Source organism: Deltaproteobacteria bacterium (genome assembly GCA_009692615.1).
Classification (GTDB): Bacteria; Desulfobacterota; Binatia; order UBA9968; family UBA9968; genus DP-20.
On record SHYW01000076.1, the window covers coordinates 1 to 26,325 of the forward strand.

The 26,325-nt window shown below is 55.7% G+C and carries 27 protein-coding genes; 17 read left to right on the top strand and 10 right to left on the bottom strand.

What is annotated here, in order from left to right:
* The first annotated feature begins 155 nt into the window (after nucleotides 1-155).
* From EXR70_17115 to EXR70_17165, 11 genes are all read left to right on the top strand, one after another.
* Nucleotides 156-437, top strand: coding sequence for a hypothetical protein (locus EXR70_17115; protein MSP40211.1), 282 nt, complete (start codon nucleotides 156-158; stop codon nucleotides 435-437).
* 6 nt (nucleotides 438-443) lie between these two features.
* Complete coding sequence (locus EXR70_17120; protein ID MSP40212.1) at nucleotides 444-1,250, top strand: ATP-binding protein; 807 nt, start codon at nucleotides 444-446, stop codon at nucleotides 1,248-1,250.
* 810 nt (nucleotides 1,251-2,060) lie between these two features.
* Nucleotides 2,061-5,516, top strand: a complete 3,456-nt coding sequence (locus tag EXR70_17125; GenBank protein ID MSP40213.1) for a GAF domain-containing protein — start codon at nucleotides 2,061-2,063, stop codon at nucleotides 5,514-5,516.
* A 388-nt stretch (nucleotides 5,517-5,904) separates the two neighbouring features.
* A complete protein-coding gene (locus tag EXR70_17130) occupies nucleotides 5,905-6,291 on the top strand; it encodes a GxxExxY protein (GenBank protein MSP40214.1) in 387 nt (128 codons plus the stop codon).
* Nucleotides 6,292-6,336: 45 nt separating this feature from the next.
* Nucleotides 6,337-6,714, top strand: a complete 378-nt coding sequence (locus tag EXR70_17135) for a response regulator (protein ID MSP40215.1) — start codon at nucleotides 6,337-6,339, stop codon at nucleotides 6,712-6,714.
* Between the two features lie 177 nt (nucleotides 6,715-6,891).
* Nucleotides 6,892-8,010 (top strand): adenylate/guanylate cyclase domain-containing response regulator, encoded by a 1,119-nt coding sequence (locus tag EXR70_17140; GenBank protein ID MSP40216.1) that lies wholly within the window; start codon nucleotides 6,892-6,894, stop codon nucleotides 8,008-8,010.
* Between the two features lie 249 nt (nucleotides 8,011-8,259).
* Nucleotides 8,260-8,970, top strand: coding sequence for a hypothetical protein (locus tag EXR70_17145; protein MSP40217.1), 711 nt, complete (start codon nucleotides 8,260-8,262; stop codon nucleotides 8,968-8,970).
* 93 nt (nucleotides 8,971-9,063) lie between these two features.
* A complete protein-coding gene (locus EXR70_17150) occupies nucleotides 9,064-9,201 on the top strand; it encodes a redoxin domain-containing protein (protein MSP40218.1) in 138 nt (45 codons plus the stop codon).
* Nucleotides 9,202-9,210: 9 nt separating this feature from the next.
* Nucleotides 9,211-9,534: a redoxin domain-containing protein gene (locus EXR70_17155; GenBank protein MSP40219.1), complete on the top strand. Its 324-nt coding sequence runs from the start codon at nucleotides 9,211-9,213 to the stop codon at nucleotides 9,532-9,534.
* A gap of 175 nt (nucleotides 9,535-9,709) precedes the next feature.
* Nucleotides 9,710-9,949: a hypothetical protein gene (locus EXR70_17160; protein MSP40220.1), complete on the top strand. Its 240-nt coding sequence runs from the start codon at nucleotides 9,710-9,712 to the stop codon at nucleotides 9,947-9,949.
* Between the two features lie 119 nt (nucleotides 9,950-10,068).
* The gene (locus EXR70_17165; protein MSP40221.1) at nucleotides 10,069-10,782 is read left to right on the top strand and encodes a hypothetical protein; all 714 of its coding nucleotides are present in this window, start codon (nucleotides 10,069-10,071) and stop codon (nucleotides 10,780-10,782) included.
* Here the strand turns inward: EXR70_17165 and EXR70_17170 are convergent.
* The 5 genes from EXR70_17170 to EXR70_17190 all read right to left on the bottom strand — a co-directional run bounded on the left by EXR70_17170 (nucleotide 10,695) and on the right by EXR70_17190 (nucleotide 14,889).
* The gene (locus EXR70_17170) at nucleotides 10,695-11,180 is read right to left on the bottom strand and encodes a hypothetical protein (GenBank protein MSP40222.1); all 486 of its coding nucleotides are present in this window, start codon (nucleotides 11,178-11,180) and stop codon (nucleotides 10,695-10,697) included. The genes EXR70_17165 and EXR70_17170 overlap by 88 nt on opposite strands.
* Nucleotides 11,181-11,236: 56 nt before the next feature.
* Entirely contained in the window at nucleotides 11,237-12,319 is a 1,083-nt protein-coding gene (locus tag EXR70_17175) for an extracellular solute-binding protein (protein MSP40223.1), read from the bottom strand.
* A gap of 92 nt (nucleotides 12,320-12,411) precedes the next feature.
* On the bottom strand, nucleotides 12,412-13,530 hold the full coding sequence (locus EXR70_17180) for an extracellular solute-binding protein (protein MSP40224.1): 1,119 nt from the start codon (nucleotides 13,528-13,530) through the stop codon (nucleotides 12,412-12,414).
* A 222-nt stretch (nucleotides 13,531-13,752) separates the two neighbouring features.
* Nucleotides 13,753-13,932 carry a hypothetical protein gene (locus EXR70_17185; protein ID MSP40225.1) on the bottom strand — a complete coding sequence of 60 codons (180 nt, stop codon included), beginning with the start codon at nucleotides 13,930-13,932 and terminating at the stop codon, nucleotides 13,753-13,755.
* Between the two features lie 12 nt (nucleotides 13,933-13,944).
* Nucleotides 13,945-14,889 carry an extracellular solute-binding protein gene (locus EXR70_17190; protein MSP40226.1) on the bottom strand — a complete coding sequence of 315 codons (945 nt, stop codon included), beginning with the start codon at nucleotides 14,887-14,889 and terminating at the stop codon, nucleotides 13,945-13,947.
* A gap of 117 nt (nucleotides 14,890-15,006) precedes the next feature.
* On the opposite strand from EXR70_17190, the gene EXR70_17195 reads away from it, so the two are divergent.
* From EXR70_17195 to EXR70_17210, 4 genes are all read left to right on the top strand, one after another.
* Entirely contained in the window at nucleotides 15,007-15,951 is a 945-nt protein-coding gene (locus EXR70_17195) for an asparaginase (GenBank protein ID MSP40227.1), read from the top strand.
* Nucleotides 15,952-16,113: 162 nt separating this feature from the next.
* Nucleotides 16,114-16,482 carry an endonuclease domain-containing protein gene (locus EXR70_17200; GenBank protein MSP40228.1) on the top strand — a complete coding sequence of 123 codons (369 nt, stop codon included), beginning with the start codon at nucleotides 16,114-16,116 and terminating at the stop codon, nucleotides 16,480-16,482.
* A gap of 199 nt (nucleotides 16,483-16,681) precedes the next feature.
* Complete coding sequence (locus EXR70_17205; GenBank protein MSP40229.1) at nucleotides 16,682-18,664, top strand: hypothetical protein; 1,983 nt, start codon at nucleotides 16,682-16,684, stop codon at nucleotides 18,662-18,664.
* Between the two features lie 18 nt (nucleotides 18,665-18,682).
* Entirely contained in the window at nucleotides 18,683-20,698 is a 2,016-nt protein-coding gene (locus EXR70_17210) for a hypothetical protein (GenBank protein ID MSP40230.1), read from the top strand.
* Nucleotides 20,699-20,752: 54 nt separating this feature from the next.
* Here the strand turns inward: EXR70_17210 and EXR70_17215 are convergent, their stop codons facing one another.
* Nucleotides 20,753-21,760 carry a hypothetical protein gene (locus tag EXR70_17215; protein MSP40231.1) on the bottom strand — a complete coding sequence of 336 codons (1,008 nt, stop codon included), beginning with the start codon at nucleotides 21,758-21,760 and terminating at the stop codon, nucleotides 20,753-20,755.
* Between the two features lie 188 nt (nucleotides 21,761-21,948).
* Between EXR70_17215 and EXR70_17220 the strand changes: the two genes are divergently transcribed.
* Both EXR70_17220 and EXR70_17225 read left to right on the top strand, forming a co-directional pair.
* Entirely contained in the window at nucleotides 21,949-22,224 is a 276-nt protein-coding gene (locus EXR70_17220; protein ID MSP40232.1) for a hypothetical protein, read from the top strand.
* A gap of 104 nt (nucleotides 22,225-22,328) precedes the next feature.
* Nucleotides 22,329-22,604: a hypothetical protein gene (locus EXR70_17225; protein MSP40233.1), complete on the top strand. Its 276-nt coding sequence runs from the start codon at nucleotides 22,329-22,331 to the stop codon at nucleotides 22,602-22,604.
* 55 nt (nucleotides 22,605-22,659) lie between these two features.
* Here the strand turns inward: EXR70_17225 and EXR70_17230 are convergent, their stop codons facing one another.
* From EXR70_17230 to EXR70_17245, 4 genes are all read right to left on the bottom strand, one after another.
* Entirely contained in the window at nucleotides 22,660-23,643 is a 984-nt protein-coding gene (locus EXR70_17230; GenBank protein ID MSP40234.1) for an ABC transporter substrate-binding protein, read from the bottom strand.
* 49 nt (nucleotides 23,644-23,692) lie between these two features.
* Nucleotides 23,693-24,715, bottom strand: a complete 1,023-nt coding sequence (locus tag EXR70_17235) for an ABC transporter substrate-binding protein (GenBank protein MSP40235.1) — start codon at nucleotides 24,713-24,715, stop codon at nucleotides 23,693-23,695.
* A 21-nt stretch (nucleotides 24,716-24,736) separates the two neighbouring features.
* Complete coding sequence (locus EXR70_17240) at nucleotides 24,737-25,741, bottom strand: hypothetical protein (protein MSP40236.1); 1,005 nt, start codon at nucleotides 25,739-25,741, stop codon at nucleotides 24,737-24,739.
* Between the two features lie 53 nt (nucleotides 25,742-25,794).
* On the bottom strand, nucleotides 25,795-26,325 hold a 531-nt coding region (locus EXR70_17245; protein ID MSP40237.1), incomplete at its 5' end, for a hypothetical protein.

Consider the following 26,325-nt stretch of genomic DNA (forward strand, 5'->3'; position numbering starts at 1 on the left):
CAAATCGAGGCAAAACTAAGGACCCTATTAACCGCGAGAGCAAAATGTAATCTGATATAACTTCGCAAAAACTGTAACTCATTACGAAAAAAACGATCTATCCTCCGCTGCCCTGCTTCCAGGGCAGTTGTTCAGAGGTTCCTTAAGCATAATGTTTGACAGACATGATTTGGTCCCGCATAATGACCTTCATGGCATTGGATTTCACCAATCGAGAAAAAGAGTTGCAGGAGCTGGATGCCGCCGCGAAGCGGGGCGGACTGCTGGTGGTCTACGGCCGGCGGCGCGTTGGCAAAACTCGCCTCCTTAGAGAGTGGCTGAATACGCACCAAGGGCTCTACAGCCAGGCCATCGAGGCGCCCCGCGAGATGCAGATCCAGCAGCTGTTCCAGGATATCAGTGGCAGCCTTGAAACGCGTATCGTGCCCAAGAGCTAGCCGGAATTGTTTGAAATCTTAGCTTTGCAGAAGCGCCGCTGGGTGCTCTGCATTGACGAGTTTCCTTACCTTGCGGCGGTCGATCCGACGGTGCCAAGCCAACTACAGAAATGGCTGGACCATTCGCTGCCGCGCGGCTGCTTGCTGATACTAGCAGGCTCCAGCACGCGCATGATGCACGATCTATTTCTCCATCGTGCGGCGCCGCTCTATGGCCGGGCCGCGAAGCTGATGCATGTTTCGCCGATGAGCTACTCAGCTTTCTGCCAGGCTTGCGGCCAGAAGGCGGCGGGTTTGGAGTCCTTCGAAAAATTTTCCTGTGTGGGCGGGATTCCGAAGTACTGGGAATTTGTCGAGCGGGGCCAAGACGTTGTCGCCCTCGCGGAAGCGCTTTACTTCGACTTTGCCCCGTTTATGGAACAAGAACCGCAGCGAATCCTGCGCGATGAGGGAATCACTGGGATCAATGCCGCCGCCGTGCTTGAAGCCATCGGAAGAGGCGCGGAGCGGCCGTCGGAGATTGCCTCTCGTCTGGGCACGGCACAAACCAATCTTTCACGCTTGCTGCAACAGTTGTTGGATCTTTCGATCTTGGTGCGCGAGCTGCCGTTCGGCGAAAGCGTGCGTTCTACGAAAAGAAGTTTCTACCGCATTCACGATCCGACGATGCGTTTCTGGTTTCGCGTCTTTTCACCGCACCAGAGCCGATGGCGGACGTATGACCAGGCGCTCAAGCACAAACTCATTCATGACCACGCCGCGACGGTATTTGAAGACTTTTGCCGAACGCGTTTCCTCGGTGCGCAACGCTAATGGGAGCATCATGTCGAACTGGATCTGATTGCGTCCGATCCGCAAGACGCCAAGCGCTTGCTCGTCGCTGAAGTGAAGTGGCGTCGCTTGACCGCCGCTGAGCGCAAGAACGTGCAGCGTCAATTGGAAGCCAAGTGGTCGCACTGCACACTACGGACCCGGCATCCCAACGCTCGGCTCGAAGTCTTCGACGCGAGCATGTTGGCCGAGTGATTGTTTCTGTCAAGTAACGAGACAGCCTTGGTGACCTGTACAGCTTTTCGCGAGAATATTCTTTTCTGAACTCGGATTGTCTCCCGCAAAGGCGCCAAGGCGCTAAGTTTCAGAAAACTTGATCGGTGGCCGTTTGCTCAGAGCGGGAAATCTTTGAGAATCCTAAACTCGCACTTTAAAAAACTCAAAGTGGGATTTCCAAGGTCGGGCACTGACCCCTCACCTCAGAAGCATGTGGGTGTCAAGCAGCAGCCGCACCGCTCACCGCTTCCCAGCGAAGGCATCGAGTAGTTCTTTGGGCAGAGGCGCGTCGAAGTTTTTCTTGATGCGAATCTTGCCGCGCATGGTGCCGGGTCGGCGCACGGCGCGTTTTGTTACTAACTGCGTCTTGGCTTGATCGCTCTTCACCTTAGTCATTGGATTCAGGTTAGTCCGCGAATCAGGGGTCGTCAAACCGTAAGAGTGACCTGACTTTGCGCCTTCGCGCCTTTGCGGGAGGTACTCTTCTCCGATTCGCCTAACCCCTGACCCTTCACCCCTCACGTTCTTCCATTTCTTGACGCTCGGCAACGACCTGGCGTACAAATCATCAATCCCATGGCCACGATCAAGAAAAAGAGTGTGAAGAAGTCCAAGGTGAAGCCGCCGCGCGCGACGGCGAAGAAGTCTCCGCCTAAGAAGCCAGCGCAAACGGTTCAGTCGTTGCAGCGTGAACTTGCCGACGCTTTGGAGCAGCAGACGGCGACGAGCGAAATTCTGCGCGTCATTGCCAGCTCGCCGACCGATATTCAGCCGGTGCTGGACGTGGTAGCGGAGAATGCGGCGCGGCTGTGCGCTGCCGATGATGCCCAGATCTTACGGCTCGAAGGTGAGTTCTATCGGCGCGTCGCCGCTTATGGAACGTTGCCAGCTCTCGATCAATTGCCGCTTAACCGCGGGTCGCCTTCCGGCCGGTCCATGGTCGATCGGCAAACCATCCACGTTGACGATCTCGCCGCCGAGGTTGAGACCGAGTATCCCGAGTTGAAAGCCTACCAACAACGGCTGGGACATCGCACCACGCTTGCCACGCCCTTGCTGCGCGAGGGCGCACCGATCGGTGCGATTCTGATTCGCCGGTTAGTAGTCCGTCCCTTCTCACCCAAACAGATCGCCCTGCTGAAAATTTTCGCCGACCAAGCCGTCATCGCTATCGAAAACGTGCGCTTGTTCAAGGAACTTGGCGAGCGCAACGCGGAATTGCGCGAAGCGCTGGAGCATCAGACGGCGACAGCCGAGGTGCTCGGCATCATCAGCCGCTCGCCCACCGACGTACAGCCGGTCCTCGACGCCATCGTCGAGAGCGCGGCGCGGGTTTGCGGGATCGATGATGTGGTGCTGCGACTCCACGAGGGGAGCACTTCGGTTCTGCGGGCTCATTTCGGCCCCATACCTCCTGGCCGCGCCGAGATCAGTATTGATGAACCACAGTATCGCTGGGTGCGCGAGCATGGGACGCTGCATATTCCTGACGTTCGTGCGCAGAGAGATGGTTTCCCAACGATGGCCCCCCGCCGGTTTCGGAGCTTCTTAGCTGCTCCGCTTCATCAGAAGGATCAACTCATCGGCACCTTGAATGCACGTCGTAGCGAGGTGCGTCCCTTCACGCCGGCGCAGATCAAGCTGCTTGAGACCTTCGCCGACCAAGCGGTGATTGCCATCGAGAACGTGCGGCTGTTCAAGGAATTGCAGGAACGCAACCGTGATCTCACCGAAGCGTTGGAACAACAGACGGCGACGAGTGAGATTCTGGGAGTCATCAGTAGTTCCCCCACTTCTCTGGATCCGGTCTTCGATACGATACTGTCGAACATCACGCGATTGTGCGAATCGAATATCGCCCACGTTGCGCTGTACGATGGCGAGGCGCTCACGGTGGTCGCTCAACATGGAACCACCCAGGAGTTTGCTCAATTTCTCCAAGGCCCGCGTCGGCCCAGCCGCGAGACTCCCACTCGACTTGCGGCTTTGGAGCGCCGGACGATCCACGTCACCGATCTGTTGACGGCTCCGGAGTTTTCTCCGCCCGCGTTGGAAATTTACCGAAAGGAGAACGCGCGTACCGTCCTATCCGTGCCCATGCTTCTAAAAGACCGGCTTGTCGGTGTGATGACGACGTGGCGGCGCGAAGTCCGACCTTTTAGCGATAAACAAATCGATCTCGTCAAAACCTTTGCCGCCCAAGCGGTCATCGCGATCGAAAACGTCCGGCTGTTTAACGAACTCGATACCCGTAACCGCCAGCTCACCGAAGCTCTAGAGCAGCAGACCGCGCCGAGTGAGATTCTGCGCGTCATCGCCAGCTCGCCGACGGATATCCAGCCGGTGCTGGACGTGGTCGCCGAGAATGCTGCGCGGCTTTGTGACGCGACCAACGTGCAAATTTTTCGCGCTGACGGCGATGTCTTAAAGCTTGTAGCTAATTATGGAAGTGCAGCTGCAAGCCTACAAATGCCCATAAATCGTAATCGAATCCTCGGTCGAACATTTGTCGATTGTAAAACAGTTCATGTCCACGACCTCCAGGCTGAGGAAAGCGAGTTTCCGGGATCCCGGGCAATTCAAGATCAGCTCAGGTATCCGACGCGAACCGTGCTCGGAACGCCGCTGTTACGAGAGGGAGTCCCGCTCGGCGTGATCGGGATGCGTCGGTTGGAGGTGAGGCCTTTCACCGACTCTCAAATCAAACTGCTGGAAACCTTCGCTGACCAAGCGGTCATCGCCATCGAGAACGTGCGGCTGTTCCAAGAATTGCAGGAACGGACGAGCGAGCTGGCGGAGTCGGTCGACGAGTTAAAAGCTCTCGGCGAGGTTGGCCAGGCGGTGAGTTCGACGCTTGATCTGGAAACCGTGCTGGAAACCATCGTCGCGCGCGCCGTCGATTTGTCGGGTACCGATTGCGGCGTCATCTACGAATTTGACGATGCGACGGAAATTTTTCATCTGCGCGCAAGCCATCACATGGAAACTGAGGCTGTCGAAATGCTGCGCAACAGTCCGATCCGTTTGAACGAGCAAACCGCTGCGGGTCAGGCTGTGCTCACCCGCGCGCCGGTGCAAAATTCCGATACGTTGCTTGCCGATAGGTCCGCGTCTCGGGTGCGTCCGGTGATGACGCGGCTCGGCTATCGTTCGCTGCTTTCGGTGCCGATCTTGCGCGAACAGCAGATTGTCGGCGCGTTGACGGTGTGGCGGCGCCAGGCCGGGGAATTCGATCCCGAAGTGATCAACTTGATGCAAACCTTCGCCACCCAGTCGGCCTTGGCGATCCACAACGCGCGGCTGTTCCGCGAGCTCGAAGCGAAGGGCAAGCAACTGGAAATCGCCAGCCAGCATAAGTCGGAATTTCTCGCCAACATGTCGCACGAGCTGCGCACGCCGCTCAACGCGGTCATCGGCTTTTCCGAAGTGTTACAAGAGAAGTTATTTGGCGATTTGAACGAAAAACAAGCCGAGTATATCGACGATATTCTTTCCTCGGGGCGGCATCTGCTGTCGCTGATCAACGACATCTTGGATCTTTCCAAAGTCGAAGCCGGGCGCATGGAGTTGGAAGTGACGACGTTTCATCTGCCGGATGCCATCGACAACGCCATGTTGCTGATCCGCGAGCGCGCTAGTCAGCACGGCATCAAGCTCGACCGCTCGATCGACGACCGGTTAGGCGATTTCACCGGCGACGAGCGCAAAGTGAAACAGGTGCTGGTCAACTTGCTTTCCAACGCGGTGAAGTTCACGCCGGAAGGCGGACAGGTGAAGGTTGAAGCGAGGTTGGGCGACAGCGCGGTGATTATTTCCGTCGTCGACACCGGCATCGGCATCGCCAAGGAGGACCAAGAGGCGATCTTCGAAGAATTCCGCCAAGCCAGCGGCAACTACGCGCACAAGCGCGAAGGCACGGGATTAGGACTGACGCTGACGAAACGTTTCGTCGAAATGCACGGCGGCAGAATCTGGGTCGAGAGCGAAGTGGGAAAAGGCAGCACGTTTACATTCACGCTGCCGATCGGATAAGAGTTTTCTCTCGTAAAGTTAGAAGAGATCGATCATGAATATTTGTTCAAGCGTTTTTCCGAACTTAGCGCCTTGGCGACTTGGCGAGAGAACAATCCGAATCCGGACCAGAATTTACTCTCGCAAAGGCGCAAAGACGCCAAGTTAAAAGAGGTCGACGAAGAATTTGTCCGAGTGTTCTTTTAAACTTAGCGCCTTGGCGAGCAAAAAATCCGAATTCGGGAGAGGAGTATCTCTCGCAAAGGCGCAAAGACGCAAAGGTGGAAGAGATCGATCATGAATATTTGCCCGAGAGTTTCTCTGAACTTAGCGTCTTGGCATCTTGGCGAGAGAACAATCCGAGTCCAGGAGAAGAATATTTCTCGCAACGGCGCAAAGACGCAAAGTTATGACCGAGAATGAAATTGGGACAATTATTGTCGATGCGGCAGTGGCGGCACATCGGGAGCTCGGGCCGGGATTGCTTGAGAGCGTGTATGAGGTGGTTCTGGCTTATGAATTGGGACAACGTGGGCTTTCGGTGAAGCGCCAAGTTCCGATACCGATCCAATACAAGCAGATGACGTTCGAAGAGGCTTTTCGCGCTGACTTAGTGGTCGAAGATAAGGTGATCGTAGAGTTGAAATCTGTTGAGCAAGTCAGCCAAGCTCACAAGAAACAGCTTCTGACATATCTGCGGCTGACGGGTTGTAAGCTGGGATTTCTACTTAACTTTGGCGAAGCGTTGATGAAGCGAGGTATAACCCGCACGGTAAACGGGATCGAGGACTCCTAAACTTAGCGTCTTTGCGCCTTTGCGAGAGAAAAATCCGAGACTATTATGGCTAACGAACTTATTTTAATCATCGAGGACAACGAGAAGAACCGGAAGCTTTGCCGTGACGTGTTGACGGTGAAGGGGTATCGGACTATCGAGTCGGAGACGGCGGAAGACGGGCTTAAACTTGCCGCGGAGCAGAAGCCGAATTTGATTCTCATGGACATTCAATTGCCGGGCATCGACGGTGTCACGGCGATGAAGCAGTTGAAGGCCGATGCGAAAATGAAAATCATCCCGATCATCGCGATCACCGCCTCGGCAATGACCAATAACCGAAGCGCGATGCTCGCCGAAGGTTTCGACGGCTACCAGACCAAGCCGATAACGCTGAAAGATTTTCTCGGCGAAGTGGAGCGAGTTTTGAAAGTAAGGAGTTAGGATTAAGGAAATCGGAAATAAGAGTTTCTCTCGCAAAGGCGCTAAGGCGCTAAGTAAAAACGGAATAGCGAATTCGGAATTCTCATCCCCAAACTTTGCGTCTTTGCGCCTTTGCGAGAAACAATTCCGATATCCGAACGCCTTAGTCTTTACCCCTAACGGAATTCAATCGTGAACATGCCAGCGAAAATATTGGTGGTCGACGACACGGCGCGCAATGTGAAGCTGTTGGCCGATCTGTTGACGGTCAAAGGGTACAGCGTTGTCACCGCGGCCTCTGGGCGGGAGGCGTTGACTTCGGTTGACGCCGAGCCGCCGGATCTCGTTCTTCTCGACGTCGTCATGCCGGAGATGAGCGGCTATGAAGTTTGCCAGAAGCTTCGCGAGAATCCGGCGACGGCGATGCTGCCGGTGATCATGGTCACGGCGCTCGATCCCAGCGTCGAACGGGTGAAAGGCATTGAAGCCGGCGCGGACGATTTTCTCACCAAGCCGATCAATCAAGGTGAGTTGCTCGCGCGGGTGAAATCGCTGCTGTGCGTTAAAGAGCTGCACGACCTGGTGCAGGCGCAAGCCGCAGAGCTGGCCGACTGGAATAAAAACTTGGAGCGGCGGGTTCAGGAGCAGGTGGACCAACTGGAGAGGTTGGGCCGGCTCAAACGATTTTTCTCGCCGCAGCTGGCGGAATTGATCGTCGCCGGCGGCGCCGACGACCCGCTCAAGACGCACCGCCGCGATGTGACCGTGGTGTTTCTCGATTTGCGCGGCTTTACCGCCTTCGCCGAAAGCGCCGAACCTGAGGAAGTCATGGGCGTGCTGCGCGAATATCACGCGGCCATGGGCGCATTGATCATGGAGCATGAGGGAACGCTGGAGTGCTTCATCGGCGACGGCATGATGGTGATCTTCAACGATCCGGTGCCGGTCGCCAACCCCCAGGAGCGCGCGGTGCGCATGGCGCTGGCGATGCGCGGGCGCTTCGAAGGGATTGCCAAGGGTTGGAGCAAATTAGGTTACGACATCGGCATGGGCATAGGCATCGCCCAGGGTTACGCGACTATCGGCGAGATCGGTTTCGAGGGACGTTGGGCCTACGGCTCCATCGGTACGGTTTGTAATCTGGCTTCGCGCCTCTGCGGCGAGGCCAAGCCGGGGCAGATTTTGCTACCGCAACGGTTGTTGGCGAGCATCGGAGAGCTGGCTCAGTGCGAATCGGTGGGCGAGTTGACGTTGAAAGGATTTCATCGGCCGGTGGCCGCTTACAGCATCCTTGGCCTAAAGGGTGGGGCGCGATAGGAATCGGAATTCGGAGAAGATTATTCTCCCGCAAAGCATGCCCTGAGCTACGTCGAAGGAGCGCAAAGACGCCAAGTTGGAAAACTTCGAAATCCGAAGCACGAAATTCGAAACAAATTCAAATGACCAAAAACTCAAAATTCCAAACACAATACTTCGGAATCCTGGTTTTGGATTTTCCGTGTTTGCTTTTGTTTGACTGTGGGTTTGTTTAGGATTTCGATATTCGGATTTCGGATTTGAGAATTCATGGTTGTTCCTCGCAACGCTTCCACGGTGGTCCTGCTTCGGCCCGATGATTCGGGCGGTTTCGAGCTGTTGCTGACGCGGAGGCCGGAGGAGATGCGCTTTCTTGGCGGGTTTTATGTTTTTCCTGGCGGCACCGTGCATCGCGATGATTTTTCAGCCAATACCTTGGGGCGCTGCCGCGCGCTTACGGGCGACGACGCGCGTAAAATTCTCGGCAGCCGGCACGAACCGGATGAGGCACTCGGCCACTGGGTGGCGGTGGTGCGCGAGCTGTTCGAGGAAGTAGGGATATTGCTTTGCGTGAACGAAGCCGGCGACGAGATCGATTTCAGCGCTGCCGCGACCAAGGAGCGGATCGAACAGCAGCGCCAAGCGATCGTTAAGAAGCAGTTGGACTTCGGCAAATTTCTCGAGTCGGAAGATTTGTTCTGCGATTTGTCCCGGGCGGTTTACTTCGATCACTGGGTGACGCCGGAGATTTATTCCATGCGCTTCGACACGCGCTTTTACGTCGCGGTTTTGCCGCCGTCGCAAATTCCGTTGGCGCGCTCGGAAGAAGTCACTCATAGTTTGTGGATCAAACCGCTGGACGCGCTTTCACGTATCGACCGCCATGACTTTCCGATCTTGCCGCCGACCACCACGGTGTTGCATGAGCTTGGTCGCCTTTCTTCGTGGCAGGCGCTGCGCGCGCGCTTCGGCGTCGACTGACAAATTCCAATATTGAATTGCCAAGGCTTTCGGATATATTGACCGGGTCGTTCCAATCGAACGATTAATTTTTTACGAGAGGAGCAAAACATCATGATTGAAGTTGGCAAACAAGCGCCTGATTTCGAGTTGGTCAGCCATTTGGCGGGAACCAAATTTGGCCTGGCCCAATTCAAAGGCCAGAAAAATGTCATGTTGGTGTTCTATCCCCTGGATTGGACACCCACTTGAAGCAAGGAGGTGCCTGGACTCGAGGCTCTCAAGAGCGAGTTTCAGGCATGCGACACCCAAGTGTTGGGTGTGAGTGTCGATAGCAGATTTTCCCATGATAATTGGGCGAAGTCTTTGGGCGGCGTGTCTTTTCCGCTGTTGCAAGATTTCCATCCCAAGGGCGATGTGGCAGCGAAGTACGGCGCATTTCTTTCAGAGAAAGGCATCACCGATCGCGCGACTGTAATCGTCGACAAGCAAGGCGTGGTGCGCTACGCCGTATCCGTGGGTCCAGCAGTCGAACGCAACCCGAAGGATCTGTTGGCCGAGTGCCAGAAGGTCAGCAAGGGCTAACCAGAAAATTCGAAGCACGAAATCCGAAATTCGAAACAAATTCAAATGTTCAAACATCCAATGTTCAAAACAAAGGGCTCCGGGCATGGTTGCGTTTTGAATTTTCCGGGTTGTCGGTTTGTTTTCCGGGTTTGTTTCGAATTTCGATATTCGAATTTCGAGTTTTGAGTTAACCATGGCGATGGAACTTTACTTCTACAACGAATGCGGTTTTTCCCAGAGCGTGCTGAGCTGCATGACCAATCTTCATTGCGAAGATAAGATCACCAAGAAAAATATTCGCGAGCATCCTGAATTTGAAACCGAGCTGATCGCGCTCACCGGCGCGAAGACGGTGCCGGTGCTAGTGATCGACGGCAAACCGCTCAAGGGCTCCGAGGAGATCAACCAATTTCTGGTCGGGAAGTTCATGTAAGTAAATTTGTCTTGACGACAAGTGGAAAAAGGGACGGAGGCAACTCCGTCCCTTTTTTTTGGAGATCGAGATGCGGAATTTCTCCCGCCGACAGCGACCCGTCTCACGGTGACCACGACTTGCATCGGGCGGCGAGCTGGAATATCCAAACTCTCATGTCGTTCACCGTCGCAACCTACAACGTTCTCGCCAGCGCTTATATTCAGCGCGCCTGGTATCGGCGTTCGCCGACACTGGTGCTGGAGTCGGCGTGGCGGGTGCCGGCCTTGGTAAGTCATATTTCCAAGCTCGGCGCCGATCTGCTTTGCCTGCAAGAAGTCGAGCCGGAAACTTTCGTAGCCTTGCGCACGACGCTCGGCGAGCGCGGCTACGGGAGCCAATATGCGCGCAAGCTTGCGCAGCGGCCCGACGGCATCGCGATATTCTACCGGCGCGCCGCGTTTGAATTGCTCAGCGCGCGCGTGCTCGCGTACTCGGATGGCGCCGGCGTTGCGCCCGATACCGGTTACGTCGCTTTGATCGCGCTGCTGCGAAATCCCGGCGGAATTCTTGGCGTTATCAATACGCACCTCATGTGGGACGCGCCTGGAACCGCTCCCGCGGCGCAAATCGGTCTGCGCCAAGCGCGGCAGCTCTTGACTGAACTTGAAAGCGGCGCGGCGGACGCGCGCGGCTGGATCGTCAGCGGCGATTTCAACGTGGAGCCACAGAGCGAGATCGTCGCGCTGTTGGAACAAGCCGGATTTCAATACGCGCATCGCGATCTTGCGGACGTTAAATCATTGGCGTCCTTGAGCTCCGCCGGATACTCGGCGAGATACGGCGAGAAATAGCGCTGCATCAACCCAGCCCGCCGCAACATCGTCGGCGAGCTGCTGCCGTCGACGATATCCACGGCAAAGCGTTTCGCCTGGTATTCGGCGATGACGCGCTGGACGACGTTGTCGGAATTGCCGCGATAATATTCGACTTGAAGGAACGGATATTCTTTTTCGAAAGCGTCTTTGAGCGGCCGCACCACCTGATCAACGATCAGCGTCGTGTGCCAAGAAACCCTGCCTTCTTTCTTCGCGCCTTCGACGAGAATTTTTTGCCGGTCGGTGGATCTGAGCAGGGTGATGTCTTCGATGGAGGCGGCGGGTGATGTCTGTGCGAAAATTAGCAGGAGCAAAATTGACGTGAAGCGAACCAGAGGTCGAAACGAGACTTCATTAAGCCTGAGGGTTTTCACCGCGCACCTCCTGTAGTTAGTTCCGATGTCGGCGCCGATAACATCCGCCCATCTGCTCACTTCAAGAAATTCTTCTCGAAGTAATCCACCCAGCCGTCGCCTTCGTTCAACTGCGAGTCGGGCGTGAAGTAAAGAGCGCGCTTGAACTTGCCGCCACCCGGTTTGAGGTCCACTTGCTTGGCGGGGACTTTCGGATGGGAGGGCAAGTAATTCTGCGCTTGAATTACTTTTTGTCCTTCTTCGGACAAGATGAAATCGATCAACAGCATCGCCGCGTGGGGATGGGGCGAGCGCGTCACCGGTGAAATCGTATTGATGGTCGCCGAAAGCGGTTCCAATGGCGCCCAGTCCACCGGCGCGCCGGCGCTTCTACTGATATGGGCGTGATGATGGAAGATATGCAGACCCAAGGGATATTCGCCGGCGATGACAAGATCTAATATCTGCCGATTGCTCGCCGTGGTTTTCGCCACGTTCTGCGCTTTTAGTTTTTGCAGATAGGCCCGGCCCGCTTCCTGCCCCATGTTTTGCAGAACGTTGCCGATCATCATCGGCGCACCCGAACCGCGGCTGGTCGACCACATCATCTGTCCCTTCCAACGCGGGTTGAGCAGGTCTTCATACGTTTTCGGCACCTCATTAGGTTTCACCATCCGGGTGTTGTAGCCGACGGCGAAATAATAAACGTTGCTCACGCCCCAATAGCCTTGCGGATCTTTCAGCTCAGCCGGATAGTCGGCGAGATAGGGCGAATAGAAGCGTTGCAGGAAACCGCCCTTCTTCACCATCGGCGCGGTCACCGTGCCGTCGACGATGTCGACCTCGTAGCGCTTACCTTGGTACTCGGCGAACATCTTTTGGACTATTTGCTCGGAGTTGCCGCGGAAAGGATCTATCTTGATGAACGGATACTTTTTTTCGAACGCTTCCACAACCGGGCGCACGACCTGAGACACTATCAGCGACGTGTACCAAGTGATTTTACCTTCTTGGCGCGCGCCTTCGACGAGAATCTTTTGCCGGTCCGGTTTGTTGTAGAGCATGACCTCTTCCACCGAAGCCGCGCGCGCCAACGCCACCCATGAGAGGGCTACCAAGAGAGAGCCAAGAGTCCAACAAAAAATCTTCGCAGGTTTCATTGTCCGACCTCCAGAATTATTTCAATGCTATGGTTGCGATGCGTTTGCAATTCACGCTCACCGAAAGTCGCGGCGTGACAGTTCCGCACCGACTATTTCAATATCGCTTCGGCGAATTTTCCCGCCGGCACGCGCACGTTGGTGTATTTGTCTTCGAGATGATTGCGCGTGCGGTGATATTCTTGCACGCTGATCGCGTCCTTGGCCGCGGAGATGCCGGTGTCTTGCAGCCACTTGGTATTTACATCGAGGCGGCGCGTGCCGTTTTGCATCACCCTGCTGTACCAGTCTTGACCTTCGCGGCTCAAGAACCAGTTGACGAAAACTTTGGTCGCGTTGGGGTGGGGCGGATCCTTGATAATGCCGAGCGCGCCGAAAGAATTGCTCGCCGGCAAACCTTCTTTGGTCACCGGCGCGGGTTTGATCGGTAGCTTAGCTTTGATAAACGGTTCTGTTTGGCTGCGCCCCAAGCCGAAGGCAAGGGCGACTTTGCCTTTGGCCAGCGCGTCGGCGAGCTGGCGCAAGTCGCGGGTCAAAAATAAATCCTGCTCGACGAACTTTTTCAAAAACTCCTCGCCGCGGTGTTCCCACATGAACGACCAGATCGATTGGCCCGAGCTCGGCACGCGCGGATCGCTGAAGCCGATGCGCCCTTTCCATTTCGGATTCAAATAATCCTCGAAGCTGCGCAGCTCCTGGGGCTTGGCCAGAGTCGTGTTGTACCAAGTGCTGTGGGTACCCACGTCGGCGAGGAACGAGTATAGAAACTTGTGCGTGCTGACGTTGTCTTCCCAGATATGGCCGCCAAACCATTGTTTAGGATCTTTGACTTCCGGCAAAATCCAGAAAGACTCGATCGGCTCGAGCATGCCGTCGTGGGTGAGACCGGCCGCCGTGCCGGTGCCGCAGATGATTGCGTCGAAATAATTGACGCCGGCTTTTTTCTCGGCGGCGATGCGGCTGGCGTTCTTCGGCCCGGGCGCGCCGATCAGTTCGGCTTCGAGGCCAAATTTTTGTTTCAACAACGGTTCGAGCGCGGTGCGCAATTCGGGCGCCGGCGGAATCGCCAGGACGATCTTGCCTTCGGCTTTGGCCGCTTCGACAACCCTATCCCATTCCGCCGAGCGCTTGGCCTCAGCGGCTGTGGCGACTTCACTGGCAAGAACAGCCAACACGATCGCCAGAATCATTGTGCCCAACTTGTCGATCATAACTTCCTCGTAACTCGATTCTTAGGGAGAGCAGTAGAGGAAAGGTCACAGGCTGTCAAGGTCAAGATCGCCAGTGATACCATTGAAAATGCCAAGAGGGCGGGTTTCAAACCCGCCCCTACAATTCCCGATTCTTTTTTTGCGCCCTTTGCGCTTTTTGCGGTAGATTTTCCGAATCCGACGCCAGAGGGCGCGATGAATCGCGCCCCTGCATCGTTAGCCTTATTGCAAGATTTTTTCGGCGAACTTTCCTGACGGCAGGCGCACCTTGGTGTATTTGTCTTCCAGATGATTGCGGATACGATGGTACTCTTGCACGGTGATGGTATCTTTGACCGCGTTGATACCGAGCGCTTTCAGCCATTGGGTATCGACGTCGAGGCGGCGGGTGCCGTTCTCCAAGATTTTGCTATACTATTCTTGGCCTTCTTTGCTGAGAAACCAGTTGACAAAAACTTTGGTCGCGTTGGGATGGGGCGGGTTTTTGATCACGCCGAGAACGCCGAAGCCGTTGCTCGACGGCAATCCTTCTTTGGGCGTCGGCACGGGCTTCAACGGCAGGCCGGCGTCGACGAACGGATCCACCGGACTGCGCCCCAAGCCGAAGGCGACGGCGACTTTGCCCTTGGCCAAAGCGTCGGCGAGCTGGCGCAGATCGCGGGTTAAGAATAAATCCTGCTGGACTAGTTTTTTCAAAAACTCTTCGCCTTTGATTTCCCACATGAACGACCAGATGCCTTGTCCCGAACTCGGCACGCGCGGATCGCTGAAGCCGATCTTGCCTTTCCACTTTGGATTCAAGTAATCGTCGAAGCTGCGAAAGTCCTCGGCCTTGGCCAGCGTCGAATTGAACCAAGCGTTTTGCGTGCTGACGTCGGCGAGAAACGAATAGAGATATTTATTCGTGCTGACATTATCTTCCCAAACATGGCCGCCGAACCATTGCTTGGGATCTTTGACTTCGGGGAGAATCCAAAAGCTCTCCATCGGCTCGAGCATGCCGTCATGGGTGAGGCCCGAGGCCGTGCCGGTGCCGCAGATGATGGCGTCGAAAAAGTTTACACCGGCTTGTTTTTCGGCGGCGATGCGGCTGGCGTTCTTCGGTCCAGGTGCGGCTAACAGTTCGGCTTCAATGCCGAACTTTTGCTTGAGGACGATTTCCATTTCCTTGCGCAGCTCGTTGACCGGCGGGATAGCGATGACGATCTTGCCCTCTTTCTTCGCCGCCTCCAGCGCTTTGTCCCATTCCGCCGGCCGCCGCGCGTCGGCGGCCAATACCAGCGGCGCGAAGCTCCAACTGAACAGAATCGTCGCGAGCAGAATTTGTAAACGCTTCATCGGAGTTCTCTCTATTGCCATCTATGTGCAAGCTCTCTTAGCAAGTTAGCAGGGTTGAAGCAATTCATTTCGCTGGATCGGTTGACGGTCGGAATCGTCCGATGGTATGGCCAAGATGACATTTCTAAGAGGAAAACCATGCCGCTAATAAAAATCATCTCCACAGGCGGGACCATCGCCAACACCGGCCATGGTCTGATCGCCATCGACGATGTGTTGAAAGACATTCCCAAGGCCAAAGCGATGGCGGAGTTCGAAATCTTCGAAGCGACGCGCGTGCGCAGCGGCCAAATGCGTTTGGCGCAGTGGCTCGACGTTGGCCGCGCCGCCGGCGCGGCGGCGCAAGATCCGCGGGTCGACGGCATCATCGTCACCCACGGCACTTTTACGACTGAAGAAGCCGCTTACTTCCTGCACCTCTGCGTGCACACGGAGAAACCGCTGGTGGTCGTCGCCTCGCAACGCAAGCATGATGAGGTCGGCAACGACGGCGATCGCAATATGCTCGACGCGATTCGCTTGGTGTTGACGCCGGAAGCGCGCGGCAAAGGCGTATTAGTAACCTTGCACGAGGAAATCCATTCGGCGCGCGAAGTGGTCAAGACCAACCAGCGCCCCGGCGGCTTTCATTCGCTTGGGAGCGGCTTGCTTGGCCATATCGAAGATGATCAAGTTTCTTTTTACGCGACGCCGACCCGGCGCCACACCGCGCGCTCCGAATTCGACATCCGCGAGATCAACGAACTGCCGCGGGTCGATGTCATCGCTGCTTATGTCGGCGGCGACGACGCGGCGGCGCAAGCTTGCGTCGCCGTCGGCGCGCAAGGTTTGGTGATCAGCGGTTACGCCTTCAACGGCCGTCCCTCCGCCGATCAGCTCGCGGGAGTCGAAAGAATCGCCGCGTCGGGCATCCCCGTCGTCCTCGCCAGCCGCGGCGGTCAAGGCAGAATCCCGGTGGACTGGAACGATCCGTTCATTCAAGGTGACAGCCTGGTGCCGCACAAAGCGCGGATACTGCTTATGCTCGGATTGACGAAGAGCAAAGATCCGAAAGAGCTACAGCGGATGTTTAATGAATATTAGATTGAGTGGCGGAGCTATGTGCGTCAAGCGAAAAATCCCTCCTAACCTCCTTTTACAAAGGGAGGGACCGGAAGCGGCGAAGTTTACGCATGTTCAACGGAGTTGCAGTCGGGCTTCGACTTTCCCCCTTTGAAAAAGGGGAACCAAGGGGGATTTTCTTGAATGCTCAAGTACAATCCACAACTCAGACCAAGAGCGCGCCGGCTGCGAAACAATCTTACCGACGCCGAACAACGAATGTGGAATCGCCTGAGAGCAAAACAAATCCTTGGCATACAATTCTACCGGCAGCGGCCGATCGACAACTACATCGTTGATTTCTATGCTCCAGTGGTGCGATTGGTGATTGAAGTCGATGGTGCGCAGCATTTGGATACTGCGCGAGCGCGATATGATCGGCGGCGGAGCAAATGTTTGGAACAGCTTGGGTTGAAAGTTTTACGCTTTGACGACCGACAAGGTTTATTGGAATTGGATTCTGTCGTGCAGGTGATTTTTGGTGTGGTTAGTGAGAGCTTGGACTCGTTGTGAATGGCAGTCGGAAAATCCCTCCTAACCTCCCTTTACAAAAGGGAGGGATCGGAATGTTGGTGGTGGTGAATCTTCGTTGGACCTGTCCAATTCTTCTTCCCCCTTTGAAAAAGGGGGATCGAGGGGGATTTAATCCGCGGTTTACTGAAATTAATGCCAGGCGGTTGCCTGTCGCCGCTCTGAAGGATTTAAGAATGCTATGATCACTCGCTTCATAATAAAAAATAGAGAACTCTTCGCCGCCGGCCATGAATTTCCTATCACCGGGGCTTACGAAAAACTTACCGGAATGATTTACGGTGAAGTCGATCCGAAGCATCGGCTGAACAAAATCATCGTCAACGTGAACAAAGCGCCGCGCAACCAGCGCGGCCGGGTGGAGTACGCCAGCAATTTTTGTATCTTGAAACCGCTCGACATGGCGCGCGGCAACGGCAAGATATTTTTCGACGCGCCCAATCGCGGCAGCAAACGTATCTTGGGCTTTTTGAACGACGGGCCGGAAGCCAACGATCCGACGACTTTGGAAGACGCCGGCAACGGTTTTCTCATGCGCCAGGGCTACACGATTGCCTGGTGCGGCTGGCAGGGCGATTTGATGGCGCTGAAAAACTGGCTCGTGCTCAACGTTCCGATCGCAACCAACAACGGCAAGCCGATCGTTCGCAAAGTTCGCACTGAGATCGTCGTCGACGAGAAGGGCGTCAAGTCGCAAGCGCTGAGCGGCGACGAGCGCGTGAAAGGCTACGAAGCCGCGTCACGCGATAAATCGCAAGCCACGCTGACCATGCGCGAGAAATCCTATGGCAAAAGAATTTCCGTTCCGGCTGAGGAATGGGAATTTGCCGCCAGCGTCAAAGACGAGCGCAGCGGCCAAGAAGTTATCCGAGCGAGCAGCAAAGATCTTTATCTGCGCGGTGGATTCAAGCCCGGCCACATCTACGAGTTCATCTATCCGGCGAAAAATCCGCTCGTGCTCGGCTTGGGTTTCACCGTCGTACGCGATCTAGTTTCGTTCCTGCGCTTCGAAATGACAGACACAGCGGGAAGGCAAAACCCACTTGCCGCAGGAAAAAAGAAAACCGGTATCACGCATGCCTACGCTTGGGGCCGCTCGCAGAGCGGGCGTTTCTTGCGTGACTTCGTCTATCACGGCTTCAACGAAGACGAATCCGGCAGAAAAGTTTTCGACGCCATCGCGCCGCATGTTGCCGGCGGCGGTAGACTGTATTTAAATTACGAGTTCGGCCGGCCGGTGACCTCGTCGCAGCAGCACACCAACCAACTCGATCCGGAACTTTTTCCGCACGCTTACAACGTTATCAAAGACGCGCAAACCGGCCGGCGCGACGGTATTCTCAAGCGGCCGAAATCCGATCCGCTGGTTTTTCACACTCAGACATCGACCGAATACTGGCAGAAGCGCGGCTGTTTGGCGCACACCGACGGACAAGGCAATGATCTGAAACTTCCTGACAATGTGCGGCTGTATGTCATCGCCAGCGCGCAGCACAACAGTCCGTTCGGCTCGGAGCCGGCGAAGGACGATACTCAGTTTCTCGTCAACCCGCTGCCCGCAGGGGACGTTCTGCGCGCGCTGATGGTCGCGATGGATTTATGGGCGACGAAAAATATCCCACCGCCGCCGAGCCGCTATCCAAGTGTGAAGGATCGCACATTGGTGCCGCCCAATCGTAACGGCTTTCCAAAGATTCCCGGCATCAACTTCGTCGGCCTGCACAATCGTCAACTGTTTCTCGACTACGGCAAAAATATCTTGCGCGGCAAGCCCGATATCCATCCGCCGAAGCAGATCGGTAACGGGGCTTACAAAATTCTCGTGCCGAAAGTCGATGCCGACGGCAACGATATCGCCGGCATTCGACTGCCCATTGTCGAAGTTCCCATCGGCACTTACACCGGGTGGAATTTGCGGCCGCGCGGTTTGGCTGAAGGCGATTTGTCGGGATTGCTCGGATCGTTTATTCCTTTCGCCAAGAACAGAGCGCAACGGCGCAAAAACGGCGACCCGCGTCTATCGCTTGACGAGCGTTACAAAGATAGCGCCGACTACATCGAGCAAATCAGCCGCGCCGCGAGATTGTTAGTGGAACAACGCTACTTACTCGCCGAGGACGCCGAGCGCATGATCGCCGAAGCGAAAAAACGCCGCGTGCAGTGAAAGTATTTGGAGGTTAAGATGCTATTTGTCCTATTGGCCGCATTGGTCCTATTCCCAACTTCCTCTTCCGCCGAAATCACCAAGCTCGTCATCGACAAGCGCGAAGCTTTTGCCAACGGACATGAGTTCGGCGTCAGCGGCGCCTACGAGAAAATCCGCGCCAAAGTTTACGGCGAAGTCGATCCAAAGTCGAAGCACAATAAGATCATCGTCAATCTCGACAAAGCGCCGAAGAACGGCCGCGGCCGGGTCGAGTACTCGATGGATGTATTTATCTTAAAGCCAATGGACCTGACGCGCGGCAACCAGACGATTTATTACGATGTCGTCAACCGCGGCAACCAAGCGTTGCGCGTCAACTTCGGCGCCGAGCGCAGTAACGATCCGACGACCCTCGCTCACGCCGGCGACGGCTTCATGATGCGCCAGGGTTACAGCTTGGTATGGAGCGGCTGGCAGGGAGATCTTCTACCCGGCGCCGGCCGCATGACGGCAAGTTTTCCCGCGGCGAAAAATCCGGACGGCAGCGCGATCAAGCGGTGGATTACCACCGAGTTTGTTTTTCAAAAAACTACTTTCTCCGTGCCGCTGAGTTTTGACCGCGGCTCGCTGGACATCAAGCCATATCCGGTGGTGGAAGAAAGCATGGCCAAAGCGCGGCTGACGCGGCGCGCCGGCCCCCATGCAGCCCGCGAAGCGATCGCTAACGATCAATGGTCCTTCGGACGTTGCCCGGATGGAAAAGAAAAGAAGCCGAGCAACAGCGATATCTGCCTCCCCGCCGGTTTCTCACCGGACTTCATTTACGAGTTGGCCTACGAAGCGCGCGACCCGACGGTGATGGCGCTAGGTTTCGCCGCCACTCGGGATCTGATCTCGTTTCTGCGCTACGACCACACCGAGGCCAATCCGCTTTTCGACGCCAAGGAAAAAAAATCGCCGCGCTGGGCGTTGGGCTTCGGCTCTTCGCAAAGCGGCCGCTTTCTCAAAGACATGATTTATCACGGCTTCAATCAAGACGAAGCCGGCAAAATAATTTTCGACGGCGCGATTCCACACATCTCGGCATCGCGGCGGACGTATACCAATTTTGAATTCGCCATGCCCGGCCGCTTTGCCACCGCGGTCGAGGGCCACTACACACCCGGAGACGAATTTCCGTTCACCTACGAAACCATGACCGATCCGCTCAGTAAGACGCGCGACGGCTGGCTCTTGCGCTGCCGCCAGCAAAACTCTTGTCCGAAAATCATGCACTGGGATTCCGGCACGGAATCATGGCAGGGACGTAACTGGCTGGTGGTCACCGATCCATTGACTAAAAAAGATCTACCGATCTCCGACAACGTGCGGCTCTATTATTTCATCGGCACGCAACATGGCCCGACGGACAAACCCGAGCGCGGCATGTGCCAGCAGTTGACCAATCCGCTTTCTTACCAAGAAACCCAGCGCGCGCTGATCGTCGCTCTGCAATCCTGGGTGACCAAAGGATTGCCGCCGCCGCCGACACGCTATCCGCGCGCTTCCGACGGTACTCTAGTGGCGCCGCTGCAATCGGTGCAAGGATTTCCGAATATTCCCGGCGTGCGCTACAAAGGCGAAGTCAACGATCACTTCATCAACGACTACAGCACGCAGCCGCCGCAACATGTGAACGGCAAGAGCTACGCCAGCTTGGTTCCCAAAGTCGACAGGGACGGCAACGAGATCGCCGGCGTGCGCGCGGTCAATCTCCAAGTGCCGGTGGCCACCCACGCTGGCTGGAACCTGCGCGCCAAAGGTTTCATGGAAGATCAGCTTTGTTATCTCAACGGCATGCACGTGCCGTTTACAAAAACTAAAGAAGAGAGAGAAAAGAGCGGCGATCCGCGTTTGTCGATTGAAGAGCGCTACAAAGATCAAGCCGATTACGTGCAGCGCATCAGCCAAGCGGCGCGAAACTTGGTCGACGAAAGATTTTTGCTGCAAGAAGATGCCGAGCGGTTAATTGTCGAGGCGGCGAAAGCAAAAATATTCGCTGAGAAAAAGTAGGGAGACTACGCAGCGGGTGCGCACGACTCACGCCTTGCGCCTCGCGCCTCATGCCTATTTCCCCTCGTAGAGCTTCTTGATAAAGCCGCTTTTGTCGAGTTCGCTGATAAAACTCGCGTCGACAAACTCTTCCGGCTTGTGGTTGCGGATGTCTGGGCGGGTTTGGGCGACGTAGTCGTAGGTTGGTTCGAGGCCTTTGGTGATTGGATAGGGCGCGGCGATGAAGTCTTGCTTGAAGAGGTTGTAGGAGCCTTCGAGAAATTCCGGGTCGGTGGTTCGGACGTACTTGGTTAATACTTTGAGGGCGAACTCTTTGTTCTGTTTATGAAACGCGATGGCTTCGACGTGGGAGCGCACGAAGCGCATGACCGTGTCGCGGTCTTCGCGAATGGTCTTGCGCCGAGTGACGACCGACGTGGTCGGGAAGGTGATTTCCTTTCTCGCATCGATCAGCACGCGGTATCCTTTGCGCTCGGCCTGGACGTCGGCGGGATAGGTAACGTCGGCGCCGTCGATGACACCCGTCAATAGCGCCTGCAAGCGTTCGGCGTTGGTACCGATGGAAAGCCAGGTAATCTCGCGGTCCGGGTTCAAGCCGTACTTGCGCAGCGCGTAACGGAACAGAAAATCACCGAGCGAGCCGATGCTCGAAGTCGCAATCTTCTTGCCGCGCAAATCTTCCGGCTTTCTGATTTCCGGTTTGACCAGTAACTTGCTGTTCGCCGATGCTATGGTGTGAGCGACGTTGACCAAGTCGGCGCCATTCAAATTTGCCAGCATCACTTGCGGCAGCGCCACCGGCGCGGCGAACAAGCTGCCGCCCAACAGCGCCTGCGAACTCTGGCCCGACCCGCGCAGCAAGACGATATCGACATCGAGACCGTTTTTCTCGTAAATCTTCGCATCCTTGGCGATCCACGGTATCCACATGGCCGCCGACAACGCGGTCATTCCCCAATTGATTTTTTTCAAAGGCCGGTCTTGGGCGAGGCTCGGCGCGGTGAAAGTGAAATTATGGAGGAGCCACCCAACTAGCAAAATTCGTCTGAACGATTTCATCATCCCTCCCTCGCGCTTCGTAGCTCACCAGCCCATTTTGGATTTTCGTCCGCGGGGCCGCTTTTGGATTGTTCGGACCCGAGTAGGGGCCGACCTGCGTGTCGGCCCTCCGAACTCAGCACCGGCGCAGTAGCCGCGCTTGTTGGTGTTGGGCAAAAATAGTACAAGATTGGTAGAAGGAGCAAGTGTAAATGGCAACCTCAAAGAAGCTGAAGGAGCAGGAACCGGGTGAAGAACTGTTAGCTGCTCAAGAGCGAGCGTACTACAAAAAGCGAGCCCGTTTGCTAGAGCGCTACCACGGCCAGTTTGTTGCTCTCTATCAAGGGCGCGTGGTTGGCCACGGACCAAGCGATGAAGACTTAGCCCGGCAAATGTTTGAAAAATTCGGCGACGCACCGTTCTTTATCCAAAGAGTTGAGAAAGAGCCTACCGTATATGAAGTTCCCTCTCCAGAAGTGGTGCGCTGACCGTGCCCGCTTACGACCACGCCTTTAATCCGCCGGCTCCCGTCGCAGACGTAACCGTCGCAAATCCAGTGGCGAGAAATAAACGGTCCAACCTTCGCGGCAAGATGGATACTGGCGCCGATATCACGGTGATTCCGGAAAGGCTTGTGGTCCCGCTCGGCATCAGTCCCAAGGGCCGCGTTTGGACGCGCGGATACGATGGCACATACGCGCAGCGTCCAGTCTATTATGTCCGGCTTACCGTGGAAGGTTTTGTCGTCGCGACCGTTCGCTGTATCGCAACAAACCGCTCCGATGTTCTCCTGGGCCGAAATGTCTTGAACCGCTTTCTCATCATTCTCGACGGTAAGAACCTGTTATTTGATCTGACAAATCCTTAGATGGGCGGCCACCCTCTTCTGATGAACTCGGAGAGGCGAGTTTTAGATCACACTTTCACCGAAGCACCCTCTGCGCCCGCACCAGCACGTTCGGCTCAACCGTCACGCCGATCTGCTTTGCCGCTATCAGGTTGATGATGAAATCAAACTTCATCGGCTGCTCCACTGGAATCTCGGCGGGCTTTGTGCCTTTCAAGATCTTGTCGACAAAGTCAGCGGCGCGCCGCCATAAGTCCACACTGTTCGGCGCGTAGCTCATCAAGCCTCCGGCCTCAACAAACTCAGTGTATGGGTACATCGCCGGCAACCGGTTCTGTGCCGCGAAGTCCAACACCTGACGTTGCTGAGTACTGATAAGTGAACCTATGGCCGTAATGAGCGCCTGGGGGCGTTCCCTTTTCCCTCGCGCAAATGCGCTCTCAAAATCGTCAAGGCTTCGCACCGGAAGCGATAGGAGTTTGAGTCGCAACGCCTTGGCCGCCGCTTCCATTTCTGTGAGGGTCAGGTTTCCCCTGATACCGCTCGATTGCCAGAGGAAGGCTACCTGGGCAACCTTAGGGAAGGCTTCCTTGAGCAGTTCCAACCGTTTGCCATCTAGATCTGGCGCCATGAGGCTAAGTCCAGTGATATTCCCGCCTGGTCGCGCCAGGCTGGAGACAATCCCAGTTCCTACTGGATCGCCAATACCGGGGAATACGATGGGAATTGTCGCACTCGCCTTCTTGGCGGCTAAAACACCGGGGCTACTGGAGGCGACGATGACATCAAGTTTGAGACGGACCAGCTCGGCTGCAAGGTCAGGCAGCCGTTCGAGTTTCCCTTCTGCATATCGGTACTCAATGAGAATATTTTTTCCTTCGACATAGCCAAGCTCGCGCAGCCGTTGGCGCAATGCTTCGACCCGGGCCGAAAAGAAGGACGCGGAGGCCCCGACCAGGATTCCTATCCGGAGACTTCTCACCGGCTGCTGCGCCTCGGCGACGGAAACATTTGCTAAAAAGAAAGTTACCAGTAGCCAGACAAGAATTTTTTTGGTCATGGGTTTTCACCTCTTACTATTGCCTACTGCCTGATGCCTATTGCCTTTTTCATTTCTGTTCATACAACTTCTTGATAAACCCGCTCTTGTCCAGTTCGCCGATGAAACTCGCATCGACAAACTCTTCCGGCTTGCGGCTACGAATCTCAGGGCACGTTTGCGCGATGAAGTCATAAGTCGCGTCGAGACCTTTGGTGATCGGGTAGGGTACTGAAATAAAATCTTGCTTGTAGGTGTCGTAGGAACTTTCCAGCATCTCACGGTCGGTGATCTTCAGTGCCTTGCCCAACACGCGCAGGCTGAATTCTTTGTTCTGCTTGAAAAAAGCGATCCCTTCGACATGGGCGCGGACCATTCTCGCGATGGTGTCGCGGTCTTCGACGATGGTTTTGCGCCGGGTCACCACCGACATGGACGGATAGGAAACTTCCTTACGCAGATCGAGCAAGATGCGATAGCCTTTTTTTTCGCCCTGGGCATCGACGGGGTAGGAAGCCTCGGCGGCGTCCACCGTGCCGGCGAGAAGACCTTGGAGCCGCTCCGTCGGCGTGCCCATCATTAACCAGGTGATATCGCGATTGGGATCGAGACCATATTTACGAAAAGTATGCTTGAGGAGGAAATCGCTGAGCGAACCCAAGCTAGTGATACCGACGCGTTTGCCTTTGAGATCTTCCACTCGCTTGATCTCGGGCCGGACCAAGAGCTTAGTCGCCACCGCGGAAACGGTGTGGGCGACGTTGACGAAATCGGCGCCGCTTAAATCCGCCATGATCATGGTCGTGAGCGTCACCGGCGACGCGATAATGCTGCCGCCCAACATCGCCGCTGAAGTCTGCCCCGAGCCGCGCAACAAGACCAGCTGAACATCGAGCCCATGCTTGTCGTAGATCTTCGCCTCCTTGGCGATCCAGGGAATCCAGTTGCCGGCGGAAAGCGAGGTTACACCCCAGGTAATTTTCCTGAGCGGCTTGTCCTGGGCAAAGCCTCGCGCTGGAATTGTCAGCGCCAAAACAACCAGCGAAACTCCAATGATTCGCGCGGCCGGTATCATGATAGTTTTTCCCCTCATGCCTCGCGCCTCAACGCTTTCCTACTTGGAGGCGTACAGCTTCTTGATGAATCCGCTCTTCTCCAGCTCGGCGATAAAGCTCGGATCGGCGAACTCTTCCGGTTTGTGATTGAAAATCTCCGGCCTGCGCTGGGCGACGTATTCGTAAGTCGTCTGCAGGCCCTGAATGATCGGATACGGGATCGCGATGAAGTCTTCCTTGTAAAGCTCGTAGGAATTTTCCAGCAGTTCGCGGTCGTTGTTTTTGAGATACTTGGCGAGAATTTTCTGGCTCGGCTCTTTCTGGGTCTTGAGAAAATGGATCGCTTCCACATGCGAACGTATCATGCGCGTGACGGTGTCGCGGTCGTCTTGAACCGTTTTCTTGCGCGTCACCACCGACATGGACGGATAGGGCACTTCGATGCGCGCATCCCAGAGCACGCGGAAGCCTTTCTTCTCGGCTTGGCTATCGAAGGGCAGCGAAAGATCCGCCGCATCGACCAGCTTGGCTTCGAGGGCGGCCAATCGGTCGGGCGGCGCGCCGATGGTCAGCCAAGTCACGTCGCGCTCGGGATTGACGCCATATTTTTTCATCACCACGCGATGAAGAAAATCGCCCAGCGAACCTAAGCCCGAACTGGCGAGCCGTTTGCCTTTGATGTCTTCCGGCCGCTTGAGATCCGGGCGGGAAACGACTTTGCTCTGCACCGCTTTGGTGGTGTGGGCGATGGTGGTGAGATCGGCGCCGGCGAGATTCGCCGTCATCAACGTCGCGGTGGTCACCGGCGCGGCGAAAATACTGCCGGCGATGATCGCTTTGGAAGTGTCGCCCGAGCCGCCGCGCAGGTAGACGATGTCGACGTCCAAACCATTGCGTTCATAAAACTTGGCGTCCTTGGCGATCCAAGGAATCCATTGCGAAGTAGAAATCGAAGTCTGCCCCCAGGTAATTTTCTTGAGCGCTTTGTCTTGGGCAGTTAGGGCAGCCGGACCGAGTAGAGGGAATACGCAGAGAACCAGCAATTTCACAGATCGTTTCGTCATGCCAACCTCCGACTCATACTATTGCCTGATGCCTATTGGCTATTGCCTGGCAACTATTTTTGTCCGTACAGCTTCTTAATAAATCCGCTCTTGTCCAACTCGGCGATGAAACTCGGATCGACGAATTCTTCCGGCTTGTGATTATAGATTTCCGGCCGGCGTTGCGCGACCTGCTCGTAGGCGAGTTTGAGACCGCTGACGATCGGATAGGGCGTCGGGATGAAATCCTTGCTGTAGATGTCGTAGGAGCCTTCGAGCAACTCGCGGTCGGTGGTGCGCAGATACTTGGCGAGAATCTTTAGGCTCGCTTCTTTTTGCGTCTTTAAAAAATGAATGCCTTCGACATGGGCTCGGATCATTCGCATCACGGCATCGCGATCGTCTTGAATGGTTTTTCGGCGTGTCACCACCGACATGGAGGGATACGGCACCTCGACACGGGCATCCCACAAGACGCGAAAGCCCATCTTCTCTCCTAGTACGTCGGATGGATAAGACAGATCCGCCGCGTCAACCGATCCGGCCGCCAATGCCTGGAGCCGTTCGGGCGGCGTCCCGACTGTAATCCAGATCACATCTTTGTC

What these genes read in the sequence shown, in the direction of transcription:
- EXR70_17135 (MSP40215.1), top strand. Translation starts at nt 6,337, where the DNA reads ATGGCTAACGAACTTATTTTAATCATCGAGGACAACGAGAAGAACCGG.
- EXR70_17160 (MSP40220.1), top strand. Translation starts at nt 9,710, where the DNA reads ATGGCGATGGAACTTTACTTCTACAACGAATGCGGTTTTTCCCAGAGC.
- EXR70_17230 (MSP40234.1), bottom strand. Translation starts at nt 23,643, where the DNA reads ATGACCAAAAAAATTCTTGTCTGGCTACTGGTAACTTTCTTTTTAGCA.
- EXR70_17215 (MSP40231.1), bottom strand. Translation starts at nt 21,760, where the DNA reads ATGATGAAATCGTTCAGACGAATTTTGCTAGTTGGGTGGCTCCTCCAT.
- EXR70_17140 (MSP40216.1), top strand. Translation starts at nt 6,892, where the DNA reads ATGCCAGCGAAAATATTGGTGGTCGACGACACGGCGCGCAATGTGAAG.
- EXR70_17175 (MSP40223.1), bottom strand. Translation starts at nt 12,319, where the DNA reads ATGAAACCTGCGAAGATTTTTTGTTGGACTCTTGGCTCTCTCTTGGTA.
- EXR70_17145 (MSP40217.1), top strand. Translation starts at nt 8,260, where the DNA reads ATGGTTGTTCCTCGCAACGCTTCCACGGTGGTCCTGCTTCGGCCCGAT.
- EXR70_17150 (MSP40218.1), top strand. Translation starts at nt 9,064, where the DNA reads ATGATTGAAGTTGGCAAACAAGCGCCTGATTTCGAGTTGGTCAGCCAT.
- EXR70_17240 (MSP40236.1), bottom strand. Translation starts at nt 25,741, where the DNA reads ATGACGAAACGATCTGTGAAATTGCTGGTTCTCTGCGTATTCCCTCTA.
- EXR70_17130 (MSP40214.1), top strand. Translation starts at nt 5,905, where the DNA reads ATGACCGAGAATGAAATTGGGACAATTATTGTCGATGCGGCAGTGGCG.
- EXR70_17195 (MSP40227.1), top strand. Translation starts at nt 15,007, where the DNA reads ATGCCGCTAATAAAAATCATCTCCACAGGCGGGACCATCGCCAACACC.
- EXR70_17205 (MSP40229.1), top strand. Translation starts at nt 16,682, where the DNA reads ATGATCACTCGCTTCATAATAAAAAATAGAGAACTCTTCGCCGCCGGC.
- EXR70_17220 (MSP40232.1), top strand. Translation starts at nt 21,949, where the DNA reads ATGGCAACCTCAAAGAAGCTGAAGGAGCAGGAACCGGGTGAAGAACTG.
- EXR70_17235 (MSP40235.1), bottom strand. Translation starts at nt 24,715, where the DNA reads ATGAGGGGAAAAACTATCATGATACCGGCCGCGCGAATCATTGGAGTT.
- EXR70_17225 (MSP40233.1), top strand. Translation starts at nt 22,329, where the DNA reads ATGGATACTGGCGCCGATATCACGGTGATTCCGGAAAGGCTTGTGGTC.
- EXR70_17190 (MSP40226.1), bottom strand. Translation starts at nt 14,889, where the DNA reads ATGGCAATAGAGAGAACTCCGATGAAGCGTTTACAAATTCTGCTCGCG.
- EXR70_17180 (MSP40224.1), bottom strand. Translation starts at nt 13,530, where the DNA reads ATGATCGACAAGTTGGGCACAATGATTCTGGCGATCGTGTTGGCTGTT.
- EXR70_17125 (MSP40213.1), top strand. Translation starts at nt 2,061, where the DNA reads ATGGCCACGATCAAGAAAAAGAGTGTGAAGAAGTCCAAGGTGAAGCCG.
- EXR70_17200 (MSP40228.1), top strand. Translation starts at nt 16,114, where the DNA reads ATGCTCAAGTACAATCCACAACTCAGACCAAGAGCGCGCCGGCTGCGA.
- EXR70_17210 (MSP40230.1), top strand. Translation starts at nt 18,683, where the DNA reads ATGCTATTTGTCCTATTGGCCGCATTGGTCCTATTCCCAACTTCCTCT.